The organism is Streptomyces sp. NBC_00572, assembly GCF_026341815.1.
In the GTDB taxonomy this organism is placed as follows: Bacteria; Actinomycetota; Actinomycetes; order Streptomycetales; family Streptomycetaceae; genus Streptomyces.
The window spans coordinates 6740173-6761541 of the sequence record NZ_JAPENX010000001.1 but is presented as its reverse complement, the minus strand read 5'-3'; the positions used below and the strand labels follow the sequence as shown (position 1 = coordinate 6761541).

The 21369-nt window shown below is 69.9% G+C and carries 14 protein-coding genes and 3 pseudogenes; 7 read left to right on the top strand and 10 right to left on the bottom strand.

The features are described 5' to 3' along the window. Positions 1-6 precede the first annotated feature (6 nt). The 6 genes and pseudogenes from OG514_RS30555 to OG514_RS30530 all read right to left on the bottom strand — a co-directional run bounded on the left by OG514_RS30555 (position 7) and on the right by OG514_RS30530 (position 9826). Positions 7-1044, bottom strand: coding sequence for a hypothetical protein (locus OG514_RS30555; RefSeq protein ID WP_266900217.1), 1038 nt, complete (start codon positions 1042-1044; stop codon positions 7-9). After that, a complete protein-coding gene (locus tag OG514_RS30550) occupies positions 1041-4562 on the bottom strand; it encodes a hypothetical protein (RefSeq protein ID WP_266900215.1) in 3522 nt (1173 codons plus the stop codon). The genes OG514_RS30555 and OG514_RS30550 overlap by 4 nt, the downstream gene beginning before the upstream one ends. Continuing rightward, positions 4559-7777, bottom strand: coding sequence for a hypothetical protein (locus tag OG514_RS30545; protein WP_266900213.1), 3219 nt, complete (start codon positions 7775-7777; stop codon positions 4559-4561). Before OG514_RS30545 ends, OG514_RS30550 begins: the two co-directional genes overlap by 4 nt. A gap of 65 nt (positions 7778-7842) precedes the next feature. Further along, positions 7843-8163: a hypothetical protein gene (locus OG514_RS30540; RefSeq protein ID WP_266900211.1), complete on the bottom strand. Its 321-nt coding sequence runs from the start codon at positions 8161-8163 to the stop codon at positions 7843-7845. 1067 nt (positions 8164-9230) lie between these two features. Continuing rightward, positions 9231-9377, bottom strand: a pseudogene (locus tag OG514_RS30535) (IS110 family transposase); the annotation flags it as partial. Positions 9378-9493: 116 nt separating this feature from the next. Then, a complete protein-coding gene (locus tag OG514_RS30530) occupies positions 9494-9826 on the bottom strand; it encodes a hypothetical protein (protein ID WP_266900209.1) in 333 nt (110 codons plus the stop codon). A gap of 200 nt (positions 9827-10026) precedes the next feature. Here OG514_RS30530 and OG514_RS30525 point away from each other — a divergent pair. Beyond that, a pseudogene (locus tag OG514_RS30525) lies at positions 10027-10521 on the top strand (transposase); the annotation flags it as partial. A gap of 192 nt (positions 10522-10713) precedes the next feature. Here the strand turns inward: OG514_RS30525 and OG514_RS30520 are convergent. Beyond that, entirely contained in the window at positions 10714-10932 is a 219-nt protein-coding gene (locus tag OG514_RS30520) for a hypothetical protein (protein WP_266901036.1), read from the bottom strand. Here OG514_RS30520 and OG514_RS30515 point away from each other — a divergent pair. Then, on the top strand, positions 10829-11950 hold the full coding sequence (locus OG514_RS30515) for an MFS transporter (protein ID WP_266901017.1): 1122 nt from the start codon (positions 10829-10831) through the stop codon (positions 11948-11950). The genes OG514_RS30520 and OG514_RS30515 overlap by 104 nt on opposite strands. A 769-nt stretch (positions 11951-12719) precedes the next feature. Here OG514_RS30515 and OG514_RS30510 read toward each other — a convergent pair. Beyond that, positions 12720-13211 carry a DUF6326 family protein gene (locus tag OG514_RS30510; protein WP_266900207.1) on the bottom strand — a complete coding sequence of 164 codons (492 nt, stop codon included), beginning with the start codon at positions 13209-13211 and terminating at the stop codon, positions 12720-12722. Between the two features lie 162 nt (positions 13212-13373). Between OG514_RS30510 and OG514_RS30505 the strand changes: the two genes are divergently transcribed. From OG514_RS30505 to OG514_RS30495, 3 genes are all read left to right on the top strand, one after another. Then, entirely contained in the window at positions 13374-14516 is a 1143-nt protein-coding gene (locus OG514_RS30505; RefSeq protein WP_266900205.1) for a sensor histidine kinase, read from the top strand. A gap of 34 nt (positions 14517-14550) precedes the next feature. Beyond that, positions 14551-15168 (top strand): response regulator transcription factor, encoded by a 618-nt coding sequence (locus OG514_RS30500; protein ID WP_323181639.1) that lies wholly within the window; start codon positions 14551-14553, stop codon positions 15166-15168. 359 nt (positions 15169-15527) lie between these two features. Beyond that, on the top strand, positions 15528-16298 hold the full coding sequence (locus OG514_RS30495; protein WP_266900203.1) for a hypothetical protein: 771 nt from the start codon (positions 15528-15530) through the stop codon (positions 16296-16298). 348 nt (positions 16299-16646) lie between these two features. Here the strand turns inward: OG514_RS30495 and OG514_RS30490 are convergent, their stop codons facing one another. Both OG514_RS30490 and OG514_RS30485 read right to left on the bottom strand, forming a co-directional pair. After that, positions 16647-20138: a ricin-type beta-trefoil lectin domain protein gene (locus OG514_RS30490; protein ID WP_266900201.1), complete on the bottom strand. Its 3492-nt coding sequence runs from the start codon at positions 20136-20138 to the stop codon at positions 16647-16649. A 383-nt stretch (positions 20139-20521) separates the two neighbouring features. Next, entirely contained in the window at positions 20522-20866 is a 345-nt protein-coding gene (locus tag OG514_RS30485; protein ID WP_266900199.1) for a hypothetical protein, read from the bottom strand. Here OG514_RS30485 and OG514_RS30480 point away from each other — a divergent pair. Both OG514_RS30480 and OG514_RS30475 read left to right on the top strand, forming a co-directional pair. Next, a pseudogene (locus OG514_RS30480) lies at positions 20759-20980 on the top strand (beta-galactosidase); the annotation flags it as partial. The gene OG514_RS30485 and the pseudogene OG514_RS30480 sit on opposite strands and share 108 nt — an antisense overlap. After that, positions 20929-21312, top strand: a complete 384-nt coding sequence (locus tag OG514_RS30475) for a beta-galactosidase trimerization domain-containing protein (protein WP_323181637.1) — start codon at positions 20929-20931, stop codon at positions 21310-21312. The pseudogene OG514_RS30480 and the gene OG514_RS30475, both read left to right, overlap by 52 nt. The last annotated feature ends 57 nt before the right edge of the window (positions 21313-21369 follow it).

Below are 21369 nucleotides of genomic sequence, written 5' to 3'. Positions count from 1 at the left end.
CACCTCCTACGCTTCCTCGATCGGCGCCGGACGCAGCGTGAACTTGTACTCGATCGGGAGGTAGGTGGCCTGCCCCCCGAGCTCCGCGACGGTGCTCCTGATCCCGTACTCCGTCGGCTTGGCGATCCACCCGGAGAAGTTCTTCGCGCTGTCGCCCCGCGTCGGCAGGACGTACGTCACGTAGGTGTGCGGCGCTTCCTTCTGGAGGTTGGCCGAGAACAGCTCGATGACTTGCGCGATCGGATGGTGGAAGGCGTTCTGCGGGCCGGCGCTCACCCCGATGTTGGCCGGGCTGATCTCTCCCGCGAACCACGTGATGAGTTCCCACTCGGCATCGCCCGCCGCGGACCCGCTCGACAGGTGGTTCCTGACCGCGGTGGCGAGCGCCGTGTCCTGCGGGAGCACGAGGGCCACGACCGGCGGCAGGAGGCCCTTCAGGCTGCCGAGCTTCCTGGTGTCCTCCATGATTCCGGGCGTCAGTTCACCCGGCATGACGACGGAGAACCTGTAGGTCTCCACGACCAGTACGAACGAGTCCCGGTTCGATGCCAGGATGCGGAAGTAGGTGCCGTTGTGCTCGGAGATCCAGCTGAGAAGGCCCGGTCTGCTGTAGCTGGACTGCCCCTCGGAGACGAACGCGACACCCTGCGGCTGGTACCTGAGACTCGCGAGGAACTTCCTGACGGAGTCCGGAATGTCGTTCCTGCCTCCGGCGCTGAAGACGTCCATCACCCGGGCACCGATGCTCTGCAGGCGGTCGCCGAGCTCGCCGAGCAGGCTGATGTGGGACGCGTCCAGCCGTGTGAGGACGACGAGGTTGAGAAGCCGGAGGTGCCTGGCCGCGACCTTGGCGGTGATGTAGTCCAGCGCCTGTTGCGCGTCCACGCTGTCACCGCCGCAGTTGACCAGCCCGAGGAAGTCGGCCTCCGCCTTCGCCACGCCGTCGTTGTAGATCTCGATCAGCGCGGTCATCCCCTGGCCGCACCACAGCAGCTGCACCACGGTCAGGGGATTCTGGACCTCTGCCAGCGATGGCATCCTCATGGTCGTCCCTTCCCGCCGGCGCGCAGCTCCGCCCGGACCGGCGGTGGCGGCGGGCGCTTCGGGTCGGCGGCCGACGCGTACGCGAGGTACCAGCCGACCTTCGAGGCGCCGCCCTGGTCGGGGTTCCCGAACAGGATCACGTCGTTGTGCCCGGGCGGGAACGCCAGACCGAACAGCCGCAGCGCGAAGTCCCGCAGCCGGAGCGTGTACGTCCGCTCGTCCGGCTCCTCGGCGACGAGGAACTCGACCGAGCGGAAGCCCATGGTGACGACGCCCTGCAACGACAGGCCGGCCCCGAGCAGCCCGTCGGCACCGGGCAGCCGCACACCCAGATAGAGACCCGGAGCGGTGTCGCCGGCACCCGGGCTCCAGGCGACGAGAACCTGGACGGCGAGCGCCCTGCTCCCGGCGAGCGCGCCGAGTGTGCCGAGGTCGACGGTGTAGTCCAGGCCGTACCAGGGCTGGGCGAGTACCGCCTGGTCGAGCGGCGCGGTGGCGGAGACGTACCCCAGGTCGGCGGGCGTCTGCGGCAGTGGCGGCGCGCCCGTGACGAGTTCCGGATCGGGTGTGGCGACGAGTCCGTTCAGCCGGATCGGGAAGCGGGCGGCCAGCGACCGGTCGCGCGGCCTGCTGTTCGCCGCGTCGAACGACAGGTTGCCGTCCTGCAGTGCGAACCGGGTCGTCCCGGCCGGATCGCCGAGGTCGAACGACATGGTGATCGCCAGGCCACCGAAACGCAGGTAGCCGTCCTGCCCCGCCGCGTCCACGCCCCAGCAGAACGGGTCGAACCGCTCCGGCTCGTAGAACCGCAGGTTGCCCGCCAGCCGGAAGACGGCGTCGACGGTCGCCCTGCCCGACCCCGGGTCGGACGCCCTCGCGGTGACGAGCTGGGTCGACAGCAGCTCGACGCTCCCGAGCACCGGTCCGTCGAGCAGGAAGGTGTTCTGCTCGGCCGTCGAGAACACGTACGTGTCGTGCGTCGTGCCGTCGGGCAGCTGCTGGCGCTGGAGCGCGCCGTCGAGGAGGATGTTGTTCCCGTGGGTGGTCGGCAGCAACTGGGCGGGCGCACCGAACAGGCGGTTGACGAGCAGTTCGGCCCTGCTGGTGAACGTCGTGACGACGGAGTTGCGCACGCCTACCGTCAACTGCAGGACGCGGAAGGCGTAGGGGATGTTCTCGCTGGAGTACTGGTCCTCGGGGTTCTGGTAGTCGATCAGCCCGAACATCGCCGAGCGTTCGAAGAGCAGCCGCCCGTCCTCGCACCGGAACGGTGTGAGCGTCAGTCCGAAGTGGTGCGCGGCGAACCGCGCCGGGTCGATGCCGGACGCGAGCACCTGGAGCTCGTCGGGGAGCTGGTCGAGCGGGACCTCCGCCGACAGGGCCAGCACTCCGGTCCAGTCCGGGTCGTCCACGACCTGGAGGAACGACGCGTAGGGCGACCCGGCCGGCGCCTTGCGTGCCTCCTCGACGACGCCGCGGATCGCCGCCTGGGCGTCGGCCGGCCGGCCGGTGCGCGAGGCGGCCGAGGGCCACGCCCAGGTCGACACGTCCGCGGCCAGCTCGGCGATGCTGCGGCCCAGCGCGAACTTGACGATGAGGAAGGTCGACTCCCGCCAGTTGTCCGGGGAGAGCCGGAACGGCCAGCCCCCGGCGACCGGGGTGAGCCGGCCACCGTACCGGAGGAAGACTCGCCGCTCCGCGTCGGTGATTCCGGGGCACGCCTCGACCAGCGCGGCGGCGAACCCGGCTCGCGTGTCGTACTCGGTGTCGTGCATCGCGTCGCGTACCGCGTCGAGGACGTTCTCCGGCACGCCGCCCTGATCCGCGGGGATGGTGGCGATGACGCCGAGCGTCGCCGTGGTGAGCTCGTACGCGACCGAGCCGAACCGGTTGAACTCCTCCGGGTCGCCGAGGACCAGGAAGAGGTTGTTGGTCTGCATTGCCTGCCGGAACGGACCGGTGACCCCGGTGAACCGCAGGTCCGGCCTGGCTGCCGCGTCGCCGTCGTGGCCGATGCCGAGCCAGCTCCAGCTGGAGTCGGGTGCCAGCCCGACGGCCAGTCCCTGCGGCGTCACGGCGACGGTCTCCCCCGCGTCCGCCGCCGGCACGCTGCGCTCCCCCGGTAGCAGCAGCGCACGTCGGGTCGGCGCGATCGCCAGTTGCTCGACCTCGGTCGCGGCCGCGACCGCGCCTTCGGCGAGTGCGTGGAACGGCGCCATCGGGAAGGGCGTTCGGGCCGGTGTCGCGGCCGGCACCTCGCAGAAGTCCAGCAGGTCGACACCGCCGGCCGCCGTCGCCTCCCCGGCCGTGTAGAGCGGTGCGTCCTCCGGCTGGCTGTAGTACGTGACGGCGCCGGTCTCCGCGCCAGGCCCGACCGAGACCCACGACGTGGTCCCGTGCGGCGTGAGCGAGGCGGTACCGGTCCGTTCCGGGCCGAGCGGCGCGTAGGCCGGCTGTCCGGGCAGGAACGTCAGCGTGCAGCCCTCGGCGGGCAGGCCGAGGTATTCCAGACCGGACATGCCGCAGATGACGCGGGGCGCCCCGGTGGCTCCCTCGACGGCGAACGGCCCGTCCGGGACGAGGTGGTAGCCGGCGTTCGCCTCCTCGTGGCAGAAGTACGGCGCAAGGCCGAACACGAGCCGGGCCGGGCTCGCGGTGTTCCCTCCGGCGCTGAGCGGACGCAGGTCCACGCCGTGGCCGAGCACCGTGGCGTACCCGGAGGGCAGCGCCGGAGGATCGCCCTCGCCCGTCGTGCAGGCGAAGAAGCCCAGCGAGGTGCGCTCACCGTCCAGCGGCCGCAGCGGATCGATCTGCGCGTGGAACTCCAGGCCGACGTCCTCCGGCTGGCGGACGACGCCGAACCGGACGGTCCTGACGACGCCGTCGTCCCCTGCTGTGAAGAAGCGCATCCCGGCGCCGAGCCCGGCGAACACGTCGCCGTCGCCGGCCGGTGCGTCGATGACGAACCGCCACGCACCGGTGTGTCCCGCCTCCATGCCCAGCAGCGTGGTCGTACGTCGCGCGGGGAACCTGGCGGACGGCGAGTACAACGTGGCGGCGGACCGGTCGGCGCCGTCGGCGACGGCGAAGCCCCAGCCCGCCTCGGTGCCGGCGGGAGCGATCACCCCGCCCCCGGCCGTCACGAGCTCGTAGTCGGCGAGCAGGAAGGTCGCCCCGTCCGCCACCCACGCCCCGCCCGGGTCCCTCCGGCAGATCAGCACGGTCGTCACCCACGCGGTCGGCGGCGCCGTCGGTTCGGGGACCCAGAGGAAGCGCGGTGGGCCCTCGGGCGCGTAGTGGTCGATCCAGGTCCGCAGCGCTGCCAGGAACTCCGCCGAGTCCGCGGCCGGTACCCCGAGGAAGACGTAGGCGCCGCGGTCGTCCGCCCATGTCTCCGTCAGCGTCGGCCGGTCGCCGAGCGCTCCCGGGTCGGAGGCGAGGAAGGCCGCCACGCGGTCCGCCGGATCCGTCCAGTAGAGCGGCGTGTCCCCGGCGCGGGTGAACGTGGGCTCGGTCATCGACCTGGGCCAGTGGCGAGGTCGATGCGATCGCCGTGCAGAAGGGGCAGGTCGAGCGCGGCCGGGTCGCGCGGGTTCCAGCCCGGCACGACCGGCCGGTCGCCGGGCGGCCCGTCGAAGGACGCCGCCGCCGTCCGGGGCCGGTGCATCCGCACGCCGCTCAGCGGCACGGCGACGGCCGCAGGCCGACGGCCCTCGCCCGCGAGTACGTTGCCGAGCGTCGTCCCCACCGGCACCAGGCGGGATGCGCCGTTCACACTGATCCGCACCATCGCGCGGACCACCGCGCGACCGCGCAGGTAGGCGGCGGCGACGCCACCGCCCGGCGGGTCCTGCCGGCGGACGTTCTCGGTGGCCGCGTCCAGCGCACCGAGCGTGGCGGCCGCCAGCAGGACGGCGTTCTGCTGGGGCCACACCGAACCCGGCGTGGTCGTCGGCAGCAGCGCCCTCGGGTAGACAAGGCGCGCGTACGGCAACCGCAGTGCCTTCGCGAACAGGTCGAACACGCCTCCACCCCCGTACAACTGCCCTTTGTCCGGGCCCGACGGGTTCGGCACGTCGACGCCGTTGCGCTGCGTGAGCCCTGCGAGGAACGCGTCCGGGCTGTTGGTCCAGGTGCCGGAGTTGTCGTAGGACGCCACCTCGTAGTCGGCGACGCCCGCCGTGACGAACCCGGACAGAGGGCTGCCCTGGGCGCCCGGCGCAATCTGGTAGCCCTCGTACTCGACGCGCAGCACGATGCCGGGGCGCAGGTCGAAGTAGCCGCGGTCGAACCGCAGCCCGTACGCGAAGTACAGCGTTTCGTCGAACGTCTGCGGCATCGACCGCGACACCGCCTCGGTGAGTGCCGCGACACCGTAGGGGGTGATGCCGAGCGGCTGCAGTCGGGCGAGCAGCGCGGCCCACTCGGCGATCACGTCGGTGCGGTCGGTGAAGCTCCACACCGGGCTGGTCGCCGGGATCAGCAACGTGTACGCGTACGGCCCGCCGTCGGTCTGCGACAGGATGAGGCCGAGCGGCAGGTCGGCCCCGTCGGTCTGGGGGGTCGTGAACAGCTCCGGCAGGCCGAGGGTGATGTCGGTCGCCGTCAGGACGGGGCCCCGCTGCGGCGCGACGTACGAAGGGCCGACGAACAGGGCTTCGGTGAAGACCGGGACGGGCTCCGACGGTGCACCGACCGCCGGACCCGCGAGCGCTCGGACGACGACCGTGGTGGAGGCGTCCGCGATCTCCACCTGCCAGCAGCCCGAGGTCGCCGCCGCGTCCCCGAGTGGGGTCAGCGTCCCGTCGACCACCGTGCCGACCCGGTACCCGTCGACGAGCGGGGAGGGCAGCGCGTCCCAGGACACCCGCAGGTCGGCGCCGTCGTAGTCCACTCTGACCCCGGTCGGTGCGGCAGTGAGCAGTACGGCGGCTTCGCCGGGTGGACCGACGGCGGCCCCGGCCAGTCCCCGCAGGGCGATCGTGGCGGTGGCGGGCGTGCTGTCCGGCAGCGTCAGGACGATCGGTTCGTCGGCGGCCGGCTGGACCTCGAACTCGACCTCGGTGCCGTCCCAGCGCACCACGGGCTGAACGCCGGTCAGCGACGGTGACCGCGGCGACGTCCAGACGAGGGACACCGTCCGACCGGTGCCGACGGTCACCCCCGTGAGCCGTGGACCGGCCGTGACCAGGTCGAGCGAGGTCACCGGACCCGTCACCACGCCAGCGATCTGGGTGACCGTGGCGATGCCGGCGGTGAGCGGCAGGTCGGCGGCCCGGCCGTGCACCAGGAGAGCGGTATCGCCGACAGCGGCACGGAACGTCCCGTCCGACGGCCCGCCCCAGGCGAGGGAGACCCGTCCGCCGTCGGCGCGGGCGAGGGTGAGCTCGGCCGGCTCGGTGAGCACCGGGAGTGGCACGGACCACGGCCCGGTCGCCACGCCGTCGACCCCGCGGACAGCGACGGCGACGGCGCCGTCCGGCACGTCGAACACGGCCGTACCGTCCGAGTCCACCTGCTGGGGTGCGCCCGGGACCCCGTCCACGTACAGCAACGCCTCGATCGGTACCCCCTCGGGCAGCTCGCCTGCCCTCGCGGCCACGACGAGGTCCGCGTCGCAGACCACCGACGTGACGGTCGGCGTCGCCGGCACGACTGGGGCCGTCACTGTCGGGCCGGCCGAGCGCCCGGCCCGCCCGCGGACCGACACCGTGTACGCCGCGCCGCGCAGCGGCGGCTCGGGAACGGCGAGCGACAGCGTCGGTGCGGGGCTCACGGTCTCCCGGCGAACCGGGACACCCTCGCGGAACAGCACGGCGTCGTACGCGGTGGGTGTGTCATCCGGCGGGACCACGTCGATCAGGACCGCCACGCCGTCCGACGTCACCTGTGTGACCTCCGGCGACGTGAGCCGGAGCGGGAGCGGAGCCGACGGCGGCCCGGAGCCGGCCTCGGTGACGGCCTGGACGACGACGCGGTACGTGCCGTTGTCAGTGATGCCGGGGTCCAGATCGACCGTCGTCGCGGGCGCGGGCACCTCGACGGCCGGGGAGAACACCCCGTCGTCCCCCAGCACGCTGATCCGGTAGGCGTCCGCGGCGGGGACGGCGGTCCAGGCCGTCGAGAGCAGGCCGGAGTCGTACGCGACGTCGAGCAACTCGGGCCGTTCCGTCGGTACCGCGAACCCGGGACCGACCGGACCGATGGACATCACGTCCCCGTCGGTCCGGACGCGGGTGAGCGTGGCCGCCACGATCGAGCCCGTCTCCGGTGGCTGCTCGAAGACGAACGATCCGCCGGAGACCAGGACCTCCGGATCCGGCGCGGCGCCGTTGACCACGAGCCGGAGCAGGAACTCATCGGTGTCCGCGGCTTTCCAGGACAATGTCAGGGCACCGCTCACCGGGTCCCTCCCGGCCTGCTCGACCGTGGAGGTGCCGGTGACGACGGCGACCTTCGGGGAGTACGTCGGTAGGGGACCGGCGGTGTACATGGCGATTCGGACGCGGTGGACCTGATCGGGCGTCACGTCGAGGATCAGTGAGGTGCTGGTCTCCGCCCCGGCCCAGACCTTTCCGACATCGAGGTTGCCGCTCGACACGTTCACCGCGTATTTCGGCGGGGAAGTCGGGTCCACGGGCCCGTCCCAGAAAACGGTCAGGACGCCGCCGTCGTATTCCAGCCGCCTGATCACCGGCCCTGTGCTCACCTGCGTGCCGCCCGATCCACCCATGAACCGCCTCCGTCCGCCAACGCCGGCAGCGGGCACGCACCGGCCGTGGACGCGGCCGAGGGCCCTCACCGGCGAAGAACACCCTGAGCGACGTCGCCCCAGCTCTGGTCGGAAGGCCGTTGTACCAGCACCACGCAGGCGACCCACTTCGACGACATGCCGTTTCGCGCAACCGGCGGCGCAGTCCGCCCGGCTGGGGCAACGGCGGGGCAGGGACGGAAACCGTCGGGTTCCGCCTGAGGGCTCGGCGGCCTGTCGGCTGCGCGCTTCCTCGGGACCTTCGGCTCCTGGGCCTTGCGCAACTCCTCAGCGGCAAGGGCCTTCTGCTGTTCCGGGTCCTGGATCTTGGCGATCTTCTCGGCCGTCTTCACCTTGATCTGCTGCACTCATAGTGCGCGCCATGGCTACGAATCCCACCGGGACGAACCTGGTCAAGGGGGCGGTCGGCGGTGCGCGCACCCGTGCGGGGCAGCGGGTGCGTACGCGAGCGCCCTGCGGAGCGGTGACCACCACCGGAGGCGAGGCCGGCTCCGGAATGTTCTCGAAGACTGGCCTCGCGCCATCCCCGCCTGGCTGCAGCTCCCCCGCCACACTTCACCACCCCCCGGCACCGAGCCGCCAGGCAAGATCACGCAACGTAGTCATCTCATCTCGGCTTGCTCATCGTGAAGGCCGGGGTTCATCCGTAGCAGCGAGTGGGGCCTGGTTCCTGAGGGCGGGCAGCGGCGCGTTTCTCGTCCGCGATCCGCTGCTGGTCTCGCCGCAGAGCGCCCGCTCGGGCGTCCGGTGTGACGGTTGGACCGAGGGTGATCGCCTCGGTGCCAGCCACTGGGGCCAGCGAGTACCGGAGAGGCGATTTGGTGGACCGCGTAGGCAGGTGGAGACGGGCTGCACCGGCCGGGACCTCGGCACGAAGCGCTCCGTGCCAGCGGATCCACAACGCGGGGCGCCCGCGGAGTGCTTCGTCTCGAAGTTTGTCCACGGCGGTACTCTCATCCGCGCGGTCGATCATCGCGACGCTGAAGAGCGGGACCGGCTCAAGGCGGAGGCCGTAGAACATCACCGGCCCGGTTGGACAGTGGTGCGGGTACGTGAGGAGCCGCTGCGACCGACCCGGCATCGCGACGTGATCGTGCCATACCTGGCAGACCCGTTCACGGCCGCCAGCATCGTTGTCGAGCACCTGATGTCGCTAGCGTCGTGGTCCGACGACACCCGTCGGCGTGCGCGCGTCTACCTCAAGGGCGGGCGCCGTCGGGGAGCTGCGCTGGCCCAGCGTCTGGTCAACGAGCGGCAGCCCGCTGCTTCACCGGGCGGCAGCAGGCCCGCATCCGAGCCTCTCTCGGGGCGGATCGCGGCGTGCAGGATGTCTTGTGGTGAGGGCCGGGCTACTCGGCCACGTCGTCGGGGTCCGGCAGGTGAGGTGGGAAGTGCCGCTCCAGGATCTCCACCCATCGGTGATCTCGGCCAGGACCCGGGCGCCGAGCTGGCAGCCGAGTCCGGAGAAGCTGAGGATGACCTCGGCGTCCTCGTGCTGGGAAAAGGCCTCCTCGAGCGACTGGGCGAGGCTGCCGGCGGCGGTGCATGCAGCTTCCAGCTGGAGGAATGCACCTTGGGCAGGGCATCAGGCTTTTAGACGACGAAGGTCTGAACGGTCACGGTGAGCGCCCCTACGACGACACCTGTAGCCGGCGGCGGCAGTGACCTCGCCGACGGCTACCTACTCCGGGCCGGGATCGCGCAGTGGACCGGAGACCGTGCAGTGCTGGGGGTGCCGTCGCCGTCCCGCCGGATCTCGCGGAGGACCAGTCCCGGCGAGACGTAGCGCTCTTCGCCGTCGAAGTACAGCGTGTACGCGTAGCGCCCCGCGCGCTCCAGGTCGCGCCACTGCTGTGGGTCGGCGTACGGCAGGACGAGCTCCGCGTAGCCCTGGCCGTCCCACAGGATGCCCCGGGTGCTGATCTTCCCACCGAAGATCAGAAGGTCGGTGCCGACGGTGTTATGGACGGCGTCACCGTGAATCGGGCGCGGTCCGGGGAATCCGCTCATGCCCCTGCTCCCTTCAGCGGCACCTCGGCGATCGGTTCCCACCGAATGTGCGCGCCGTCGTGCCATTGCTCGACGAGGTGGACCCGGTCGGCGAGGACGGTTGCGGAGAGCGGGCGGTCGATGTCGGCCAGGGCCGCCTTGAGCGCGATGGGGTCGACGTGCTCGGCGCCGGCGGTGGTGTAGGCGACGGACAGGTGCGGCTCCAGCCCCGCAAGCGGTTCGCCAAGGACACCGTGCCCATCGTCGACGGCACCCTGGTCCCCACCCGCGACCACGTCATCGCCGAGCGGTCGAAGAACTATCGGTACTCCACCAACCACCAGGTCGTCATCGATGCCGATACCCGCCTGGTCGTCGTGGTCGGCCGGCCGCTCGCCGGCAACCGCAATGACTGCAAGGCGTGGGAGGAGTCCGGCGCCAAGGCCGCCGTCGGCAAGACCCCAACGATCGCCGACGGCGGCTACCCGGGCACCGGACTCGACATCCCACACCGCCGCGAGCGAGGCCAGACCGAACTCCCGGCCTGGAAAGAGGAACACAACAAGTCCCACAAGCAGGTACGAGCCCGCGTCGAGCACGTCTTCGCCCGCATGAAGACCTGGAAAATCCTCCGAGACTGCCGCCTCAAAGGCGATGGCGTCCACCACGCCATGCTCGGCATCGCCCGGATACACAAACTCGCCCTCGCCGGATAGGCGAGCAGGAGGCACGGCGGTCAGCCCTGCCAGGGCGACCCGGAGATCATTTACGGGACAGCCCTTAGGTGACTCCGCGTGCGCGCCCTGGCCGCTCTCGGCATGGCATGGGGTCGGTTGTTGACGTCGGGAATCTGCCAGAAGATGGCGCCCGGTCCTGCTGCACTAGAGGTCACACTCTCCATGTGATGTTCAACTCAGGACGGGATTCATGTCCACAGCAACCACCCCTTCTGTCCAATCTCCCGCATCGCCTGACCGCTCGCCCTTCATCTCCTGGCTGGCCGTCATTTCGGTAATGCTGGGAATCTTCTCCATCGTCACGACCGAAATTCTTCCGATCGGCCTTCTCACTTCGATCGGATCGAGTTTCACCATTTCGGACGGAATGGCTGGTCTCATGATGACCATGCCAGGATTCCTCGCCGCGGTCTCGGCCCCTGTCGTCACGGTGGCCACAGGACGTATCGACCGGCGGGTCATGCTGGGCGTGTTCATCCTTCTGCTGTCGCTGGCCAACTTCCTTGCCTCCGCCGCGTCGAGCTACTGGCTGGTCCTGATCTCCCGCGTCATGGTGGGCGTCACCATCGGCGGCTTCTGGTCCATCGGGGCCGGACTCGCCGGTCAGCTGGTTCCCGCGAAGTCCGTGGGCCGCGCGACCGCGGTGATCTTCTCCGCCGTACCGCTCGGCTCCGTACTCGGAGTACCGCTGGGCACGTTCATCGGTGACATCGCAGGCTGGCGGACGGCGTTCCTCGTCATGGGCGGCTTCACGCTGGCCGTCCTCGTGCTGCTTCTCGCAGTCGTCCCGCCCCTCCCTTCGGACCAGGCGACGCGCCTCGATGTCCTCGGCAGCATGCTCCGGAGGGTCAACACCCGCTTCGCCCTGGTCATGACTTTCCTCGTCGTGCTCGCCCACTTCGGCGCGTACACGTACGTCACCCCCTTCCTTGAGCAGGTGACCCACATCAGCTCGGGTCTCATCACGGTCTACCTGCTCATCTACGGAGCGGCCGGCATCGCCGGCAACTTCCTCGGCGGATCCATGGTGGGTCGCCATCCGCGGTCCACCTTCGCCGCGGCGGCGGCCCTGATCGCCGCCGCGACCCTGCTTCTGCCCGTCCTGGGACAGTCGGACGCCGGCGCGGTGGCGCTGCTGGTCGTCTGGGGCGTCGCCTACGGTGCCGTCCCGGTCTGCTCCCAGACATGGTTCTCCAAGGCCGCCCCCGACTCCCCCGAGGCGTCCTCCGTCCTCTTCACCGCTTCCTTCCAGGCCACCATCTCCATCGGGGCCCTGGTCGGAGGAGCCGTCCTCGACCGTTCCTCGCCCTCCACCGTCATGGTGCTGGGCGGGCTGGCAGCCGTCTTCATGGCCCTCGTGGCCTGGGCCCACTGGGCGGGAAGGCTCACGTGGCCGAAGGCCTCCTAGCCCCGCCGTGACCGGGGCGGCCGTCCGCCTCGGCGCCCGCCCCACCGTTTCCCCCTCTCGCCCGGCCGCGCCCGCACCCGTGGGCCGACCCGGCAAGCGGTGCCTCCACCTCCCTCACGCGGACCACCTCGCCCCCTCCCATCCCCTCCGTGTCAGGATGCTCGGACCACGATCCGGACCCTTTCCGGTCCAAGCCAGGCCAAAGAAACGCACCAACTGTCGTTTCACTGGTCAGCCCGGGTGCAACTGCTGTACCACCAGCACACGAAACACCTGCTGGTGTCTTACTCGCCGAAGAAGATCGGCTTCTTCTCGCAGCACGAAACAGGGCGCCTGACCCGGGAGTTCGCCTGGCAGGCGCCCTATGGCGCTCCGATCAACAGCGATCTGCGTCATGCACTTCGACTCCCAGTTCTCGCTCACCAGTCCCGGCCGGCGGTCAGCTCCTCTACGTCCGCGTCCTTGAACCCGTACGCCGACGCGACAGACCAGAAGCGGTGGTCTTGTCGCCGTAGCGCTTGGTGAGCTGGTGCGCCTGGATCATGACCGGGGTGTTCGGTGGGGACTGGCGGACCTGATACGTCGGCTCGTCGTCGCGTGTCGACGATGCGGTGGGCCTGTGTGCGCATCCGATGACCTGACCTGCCGGTAGGGGCCTCGGGAAGGCCCCTACGCGACGTGCCCGTGGTAGTTGGTGTCCCGCCGCCAGGCGGCCCCCACGCGGCACCGAGGCAGATGGCTCCGAACAGGACCGGGACTGCTCTTGGGTTCACGCTTGCTGCTGAGCGCGAACGGTTTCACGGTCCGGGCTGGTCGCCATGGTCGCCGACGGTGTGGTGCGGGGCCAGGTCCAGGCCCACCGCAGGATGAGGGCGAGAACGATCACCTCCAGTGCGACGCCAAGGCCGTAGAAGTACGTCCAGGACTCGCCCACCGCGTTGAATGCCGCGAAGGGGACCTGTACCGAGGCCACGATGAGGTTCGTGATGCGGTTCGCCCGGGCGGGCAGCGCCATAGACAGCACGACCATGAGGATCGGGATCGCCATGAGCGCGAGGAAGGCGGTCAACAACGTCTGGCTGATGTTGAACTCCCAGACGATGCCGCCCTCGATGTCATCGATGACGCCGGGCTTGAAGAAGGCGAGAATGTCCACGTAGACGTACAGGAACATGAAGCTTGTCCACGCTGCGGCGAGCTTGGCTCTCACCGGGATCCGCTGGTTTTCCAGTGCGGTCGTGGTGGGTCGACGCGTTCTCATCGTAGGCTCCGTTGTTGTGGTGAGGACTGGTAGGCCCACGATCGCTGGGCCCGGCGGCGGGCACATCGACGTCGAGGCCGGACCCGCCTCGGTCGTTGGGAGGAGCGGCGGGTCGTTCTTTCGGTCGGTCCCCGACGCCTCGGCGGTCCGTAGGCTGGGTGTGTGACCACCAACGCCCTGAGCTCGCTGCGGGCCGAGCCCCGCGCCACGGACGCTCCCGAACGGGTGCGGCGCGACTGGGTGCTGGTCGGGGTGTTGATGGTGACGGCGCTGCTGGAAGGAGTCCTCCGGGACGACGTCGCCTGGCGGCCGTTTGCGACGATCGTGGCGGTCGGACTTGCGCCGGTGCTGCTGTGGCGGCGTACCCACCCGTTGGCCTGTGTCGTGGTGGCCTTCGGCACCGCGATGGCGTTGGGACTGGCTCGCCTGCTGGGCGGGGCCCCGAGCGTGGGCCTCGACACGATGTTCTACTTCCTGGTGCTCGTCTACGCGCTGGTCCGCTGGGGCTCAGGGCGCGAGATCGTGATCGGGTTGGCGGTGGTGTCGGTCGCTGCGGGAATCGGTACGGTCGCCGACTACACCGGGCCGGCGAACGTCATCGGCGGGTTCGCCGTCCTGGCGGCGGCGGCGGCGGGCGGAGCGGCGTTCCGCTACCGCGCCGAGAGCTGGCGCCGGGCGTTGGACCAGAGCCGCAGCCAGGAGCGGGTCGGCCTCGCGCGCGAGCTGCACGACATCGTCGGCCACCACGTCTCGGCGATCGCTGTGCAGGCGCAGGCGGGCCGGGCGATGGCCGGGCAGCGACCTGAAGCGGCACTCGAGGCGCTGGTGGTCATCGAAGGGGAAGCGTCGCGGACGCTCGCGGAGATGCGGGCGATGGTCCGGGTGCTGCGCGACGGAGCGCCGGCGGAGTGCGCCCCCCAGCCCGGCGTTGCCGACCTGGTGTCCCTCGCCCGACGCGCCCCGGTCCCGGTCATCGACGTAGAGTTGCCAGATGACATGGACGAACTTCCGCCCCAGGTCGACGCGGCGGTCTACCGGCTGGCGCAAGAGGCGCTGACCAACGCCCTGCGGCACGCCCGTAACGCCTCGCGTGTGGAGATCCGGGTCGTAGAGGGCGCGGGAAGGCTGCGACTACGCGTGACCGACGACGGACAGATCGACCCGGCACGGTCGGTGAACCACGGCTTCGGGCTGCTGGGGATGACCGAGCGCGTGCAGCTGCTCGGCGGCACGCTGCGTGCCGGGCCGGCGCCCGAGGGCGGGTGGACGGTCGACGCCGAGATGCCGACGAAGGTACGCCGATGACGGTACGCGTGCTGGTGGCGACGACCAAGATCTGGTGCGCACCGGCCTGTCGATGATCCTTGACGCGCAGCCCGACATCGAGGTCGTCGGCCAGGCCGCCGACGGCCACGCCGCCGTCGAGCTGGCGCATCGGCTACGCCCCGACGTGTGCCTGGTCGACATCCAGATGCCCGGGCTCGACGGCATCGAGGTGACCAAGCTCCTCGCAGGTCGGGGCGTCCCGGACCCGATCGCGGTGGTGGTGATCACGACATTCGACCTCGACGAGTACGTCCACGGCGCGCTCCGGGCCGGCGCCCGAGGCTTTCTGCTCAAGGACGCCGGGCCGGCGCTGCTCGTCCAGGCCGTCCATGCCGCCGCCGTCGGCGATGCCCTGATCGCGCCGAACATCACCCGGCGGCTGCTGGCCACCCTCGCCGCCAGGGAACCGTCGAGCCGACGGACCCAACCGATCGAGCCGCTCACCGAACGCGAGGAGGAGGTGCTGACGCTGGTCGCCCATGGCCGCACGAACGCCGAGATCGCCGCCGAGCTGTTCATCGGCTTGACGACCGCCAAGACCCACGTCGCCAGCCTGCTGACCAAAATCGGCGCCCGAAACAGGGTCGAGATCGCGATGTGGGCGTACGACACCGGCCGGGTGGGGTCCTGAACCTGGATCCACCGCGCTCTAGTTGGCCACGCAAACCCGACCGGCCCCGTACGCGGTCCTCGGACTGACCCTGGCCGCCCAGGCGACCACACACGGGGTCGCGGCGTGGGCAACACGCACACAAAGCTACGACCCGACCAAGTCCCGCACCCTGAACCGGCAAAGGCACAGCCTCACGCAGACGAACCCCGGCTGGGAATTGTGCAAGGTCGGAATACCGCCCCTTCACCAGCACCGGCGGCACACCACCGAAGCCGGAAGGAACCGTTCCTCCCATCCGCCCGTCATCTCTCGACGGGCCGCTCCCGCACCGACGTGGCGGCCGCCTCCGCTCTCACCGTCCAGGTCCGAGGAGATCCATGGCCGACACCGTCCACTCGCTGATCGCCCGCCTTCACGAGCTGCTCGTGACGCACCTGACGGACGGGGGCGCCGACATCGCCCCTGGCCTCCACGACGTCGTGGCGCGGGGCGCGGCGCTCGGACCCGACGGGGCGTGGATCGTCGCCGCGGGTCACGCGAACCTCAGCGGCATGGCCCTCTTGGGCGGGCAGGCGGACCGTGCGGTCGCCCACCTCGAAGCCGCAGTGGCGGCCGGCTACAACGACTGCGTGGCGCTGCACGCCGGCCCCTCGCTCCCGCTGCACCAGGGTCCCCGCTTCCGGGCCCTCTACCAGCGCATGCGCATCACCCAGGACGACTTCGACGAACTGATCTGGCTGCACCAGGAGATGCGGACCGCGGTGAGGGAGGCGCAGGACGCGACGGTCGACAACATCGGGCGCCTCGACACCGGGGTGTCCCCGCTCCCCCAGGCCCCGCTGCCCACCCGCGAGCCGCACACCCAAGGCGTCCTGGCCACCCGCGTCGATCTCGCCGCGCTCCAGACCGCGCTCCAGCGGGCCGCCCTGAAGGCGGAGTTCCAGCGCAGCTCCGGCAACACCAGCCTCGATCTCATCGACGGCTCATGGGACCACCCCAGGGCCAGGTTCGACGCCTGGCACGCCGACGCGTCGGACACCCGGCGCCAGCGGGCCGCCCAGGCCCGGGCCTTCGTCGAACGCCCCAGCGCCGGGTCGTCCCTCCTCGCCCCCTGCCCTCCGCTGGGCTCGATCACGTACCCGGCCTGATCCCAAGGAGGGGCCGGGCTGGACGGAGGAGGGGCAGCACTCGATGGCCTGCAGGAGAGCCCCCTCCAGCGGCGGGGGCTGGACACGGCAGCAGGCGGCGCGCGCCGACGAGGTGGGTGGCAGGGTTGTCGCCGCCCACGTGGCGAACTCGGTCCGGTCCGCCGCTCACGCCACCTGCCTTCGCGCGGGCTGCCCCGGGTTCGCTGGCCGGCCTTGACGGTCCGGCAGTATTCCGACGATCCGTAGTCGGTGATGTCTGTTGGACTACCGGGTCCCCCTCAGCGCGAGGGGGACCCGGTAGAGCGGTTACGGCTTGGTAAGCACCGTGGTGTCAGGGGTGTGTCGTGCTTACCGGTTGTTCAGTGTGATCTTCCAGAGCTGGCCCAGGTCGTTCGACGGCTCCCTGAGTGCCAGTGGCGCGCCTTCCTCGATGGCGGTCACCATCGCTCCGTCCAGAGTGCTGACGATGCGGTACCAGCCGCCTCCGACCGCTTCGAGGCGCCACTGCTCGCCCTTGTTGTCGGCAACCGCGTCCATCAGGGTGACGGTCCTGTCCTGCGCGTCGTAGGACACGTGCCGGGAGTCGAGCGCCATGGGGGCCATCCGCCAGATGCCCTGGGCATCGGCGTGCAGATCCCAGATCTGGTTGTTCTTGCACCTGCAGGGCGTCCAGCCGAGGATCTTGGTTCCGGCTGAAGTGTCCCCGGCGGTCAGGTCCATGGCCAGCCCTGTCGCGGACTGGAGGGACACACGGTCGTTGTCCTTGGGCTCGATGCCGCCCTCCCACTCCTCGGGAGCGGTGGAGCACTCGGTCGCGACCAGGGTGTCGTTCTCGCCCGGCTTCAGGCACTGTCCGTTGTAGACGGAGCGCAGGGTGTCACCGTAGTGGTACCACTGCTGGTTGTCTCCGCCGTTGCACTCCCACTGCAGGACTTCGTCGTTCGTCCGGTCGTAGTCCAGGCACTGCCCGGAACTCTGGTTGACGAAGAAGAACGCCCCATGGGGGTCTCCGGCCGGATCGGACGCGAGGCTTACCCGGCCGCTGCGGACAGCGGCGGCATGGCTGCCCGGCACAGCCGTCGCGGCGGCCGATGACGCGGACATACCGCTGGAGGGGGCGGTCACCGATGCGCGGGCCTGCCACTGCTGCTCCTTGCCGTCCCCGCACTGCGCGAGCCCGACCTGGTCCACCTGGCCACCGCTGACGCAGGTCTGGGCGGCGGACGACATGAGCTGTCCGGTCGAAAGGGCGGCCCAGCCGTCCGCGTTGGGCTGCGCCCCCACGGTGCCGGGGTCTTCGAACCACCACTGCTGGTACATGATGTTGGTGCAGGTCTCGACGCTCAGCCAGCTCTGGTGGTCCTTGCCGATCCGGCCCGGGTTCTGGGTCAGACACCCGGTGATGTCGTACCCGCCCTTCCCGTTGCTCTCGTACGCGACGAGCTGCGAGGAGCCGTTGTACAGCGTGTGGGCCACCGCCCAGGACACGGGCTTTCCGCTCCTCCCCGAGACGATCTTCGCCCAGTTGGGGCCGTCGTCCGTGTGCAGGAAGTTGTCACCGTATTTGATCGTGGCGACCGCGCGGACCGGAAGGGCCGGGACCAGGTCTCCGTCCAGCTTCTGGGAGTCGTCCACGTGCCACAGCTGGCGGGCGGAACCGTCCGCGCCCGTCGCTTTGCCCCAGGCTCCGTCGCCGCCCCAGTCGGCGTCGGCCAGGTCGCCGGAGGACGCGTTGCGCAGCTGCATGTTCCTACTCACCGGGCCCGTCGAGCCGCCCGGCCAGAGGGAGTCCTCCCCCTTCTGGGTGACCTCCATCTGCTCGGGGGTGGCACCGGCCGATCCGGCGCAGGTGAAGTAGCCCTGCGACTGCCAGCTGGTGGCCGCGATGGTCTTCGCCACACAGGTGCCCAGCGCCTGCTGGCCAAAGGCGTTGGGGTGGATGGCTTCCTGCTTGTCCCCCTGGGTGTAGGGGAGCCAGTTGGCGAGGCCGGGAATCCAGCGTACCCATTCGGAGCTCTTGGCCTGCGGCGGGTTGCCCAGCGAGTTGAGTTCGGATGCCTGGGAGGACGCCTTGGCGCACAGCTCGTGGCCCGCGAAGGCGTTCTGGGTGTTGAGGAAGATGGCCTCCTGCTCGTGCGCCGCGTCGGCGAGGGCCTCGTTCAGGCGCGGGACGACCTCGTAGTGCAGCCAGTCGACGTCCGGGTCCAGCAGAGCGCATCCGCCGGTCATCATGCGGGCCCAGCTCAGCGCCTTGGACGGGTACCGGTTGTTCTCCACCGAGGACACCGGATTCGGATACGCCTGCAGGATGATCTTCGGGTTCTCCTGCCCCGCCTCGCTCATGGTGGCCCTGATCTTCGCGATCGTGTTGCTGACCTTCTCCCGGATGGTCGCCGTCTTCTTGTAGACGTCGCCCCGGCCATCGGTGCTGCACGGCTTGTTGCCGACGTAACCCACGACGCAGTTGAAGCCGATGTCGGAGAATCCGAGGTCGTTGCCGCCGATCGAGAGCACCACGTACTTCACGTTGTTCTCGGCCGCGATCTTGGCGAGCTGTTTCACCTGGGGCTCTTCACCCTTGAAGGTGTTGTCCGTGACGTCCGTCGTGGTCGCCCCCGAGCAGGCGATGTTGAACCGGCGCTCGGCCGGGATGCCGAGCACGTCGCCGATGCTCTTGATCGGGGCGAGATCGGAGCGGTGGCACATCTCCTTGCCGGACGCGGTCTCGCCGTATACCCGCTTCGGTTCGTGCTCGCAGACCTCGTCCTTGCCGGTGCCGGTGCAGTCGTACGCCGCCCGGTCGGTGCCGAAGGCGGAGCCCTGGCGGCTGCGGTAGGACAGCTCGCCGGCGCCGTTGCCCTGCCAGCGCCCTCCCTCACCGGAGATGTAGCTGTCACCCATGGAGACCACCGCGTCGTTGCCGACGCACACGTCACCGTCCTGCACCGCTCGGGCGGCCAGAGTGGTGAGGTTGTAGACGGTCCGGCTGTCCCAGCCGGACATGCACTCGCGCATGCCCGCGGGCGCGAACCTCACAGGCCAGTGGTCAGATCCGCCCCGGCTGCTGATGGACACGGCGAGGTCGGTCAGCTTCTCGCTGGAGGTAATGAAGTCGAGCCAGTACCCGGACTGTTGGGTCGGCACGGGGATTCCGTCCGGCTTGCCGTTCCGGGTCGCGTAGTAGGTGCTGTCCCTGACCTGGCTGCGGAAGGTCTGGGCATCGGAGTTGAAGTCTCCCAGGATCCGCCACGGTTCGTTGCCCACGGCTTCGGCGACCGCCTGTGTCAGCGCCTTCGCGTGCGGGTTGGGTTTCGAACCGGAACGGATGGACGCGGCGTGGATGTTGAAGTACCAGGTGCCCTTGACGCGCACTCCCACGGCCGGACGGGAGCGTATCCACTTGTCGTTGTCCTCGCGCGCGCGAGGGGTGACGATCTTGATGTCCTTGAGTGCGTCGAAGTCCGCGGCTACGTCCTTGTTCACCCACACGGCCATGGACTTCTGGGTGTTCTTCTGAGTGTCCGGGTCCTCGTCGTCCCCGGTGCCTCCGGAGCCCCACAGGTTCTTGTCGAGGATGTCCACGTAGAACATCTGGCCGACGACGTTGCCGGCGGTGCCGCCCGAGGCATAGCTCTTGGTGAAGACCCTGTACTTGAGGCTTGGCAGACCGCCGGGTGTCGTGGAGGTGTCGCCCGTATTACTCAGCCGTGTCATCTCATCGTGCGTGACGAAGTCCACGGGCGGGGTGTTGACTTCCTGCAGGGCCAGAATGTCGGCGTCCTTGAGAAGGTAGGACCTGACGTGCTCCCACTTGTTTCCACCCTGGGCGTTCCATGTCACCGCGCGGAGATCAGCCTTGGGCGCCGCCTGCGCTTGCCCTGCGGTGAGCAGGGGGGCTAAGGAAGCCAGCAGTGCGCAGGTCACGACCAGTGCGAGATCTCTGAGAGGAGTCCGACGTCCGCCGTCGTGCGGCAGAGACCGTGAACTAGTTAAAGCCATTTTTCCTTCTGACAGTTGAAGGCATATAGCGAACTCGTATGTGCCGGAATGGTGAGCCAGCCACGCAACATTGGTGCGTAGTGAACACAAATGATAGTTGCAGTATGAAAGTTGCCTGATTCGCGCCTACCTATGGCCGGGAGATCTCCGCTAAGGACCCCACACTTGGGCTGTTCGGCCAGCTCCCCGGTTCGGCCCGGTGCAGCAGGTTCTCGCCGCGCCGACTACGCCCCATGGCCTCGCTGTTCGCGGTCGGCTCCACGTCGATGATGCCGCCGAAGGGCCGGTCGACGTCCCGGATGATGACCGACATCGTCGTCGGCAATGCGGTGATCACCGCCAGGGTGACCAGCTGGCCGCGGTTGTTCCTCCGGAGCAGGCAGATGCCGAGGGCTCATCACAGTGATGAAGAGGGCGGCGAGCAGGAACCAGAAGATGGTGCCGGGAATGATCGCGCTCGCCTGGGTGAGGCGTTCCTCGCGCTCGTCGGAGCGTTTGTTGTCGGCGGCGACCAGCATGCCGAAGACCGGCTTGCCCTCCAGAGTGCGGAACGTCAGCCGGAAGTCCATGGACCACGCGCTGGGACCCTGGGGCACATCGCCCGCGGCGCGGACGGCACCTTGTTCTTCCAGTGGCGCCAGTCCCGGGCGGGCGCGGAGCAGTGGCACTCGGCGATGGTCCCGCACGCCGGCCCGGACTCCCGCCTCTTCCGGGAGGTCACGACCGTCGGGGAGAACATCGCCCTCCTCGGCGAGCTCGCGGGCTCCACCGTCCGTTCGAGGTCGCCGTCCTGCACGACTCCGACGTCTGGTGGGCCCTTGAAGTCGACGGGCTGCCCTCGGCCGGACTCGACTATCACTCCACGCTGCGCCGCGCCTACCGGGCCCTGTGGGACGCCGGCGTCACGGTCGACTTCCCCACCCCGAGCACGACCTGGGCCGCTACCGGCTCGTCCTCGCCCCGGCCCTGTCCCTGCTCTCCGACGCGGGCGCCACGAACCTGTGCCGCTACGTAGCCGACGGCGGAACCTCCTCGTCCAGCCGTTCAGCGGCACCGTCGACGAGCGCCTCCA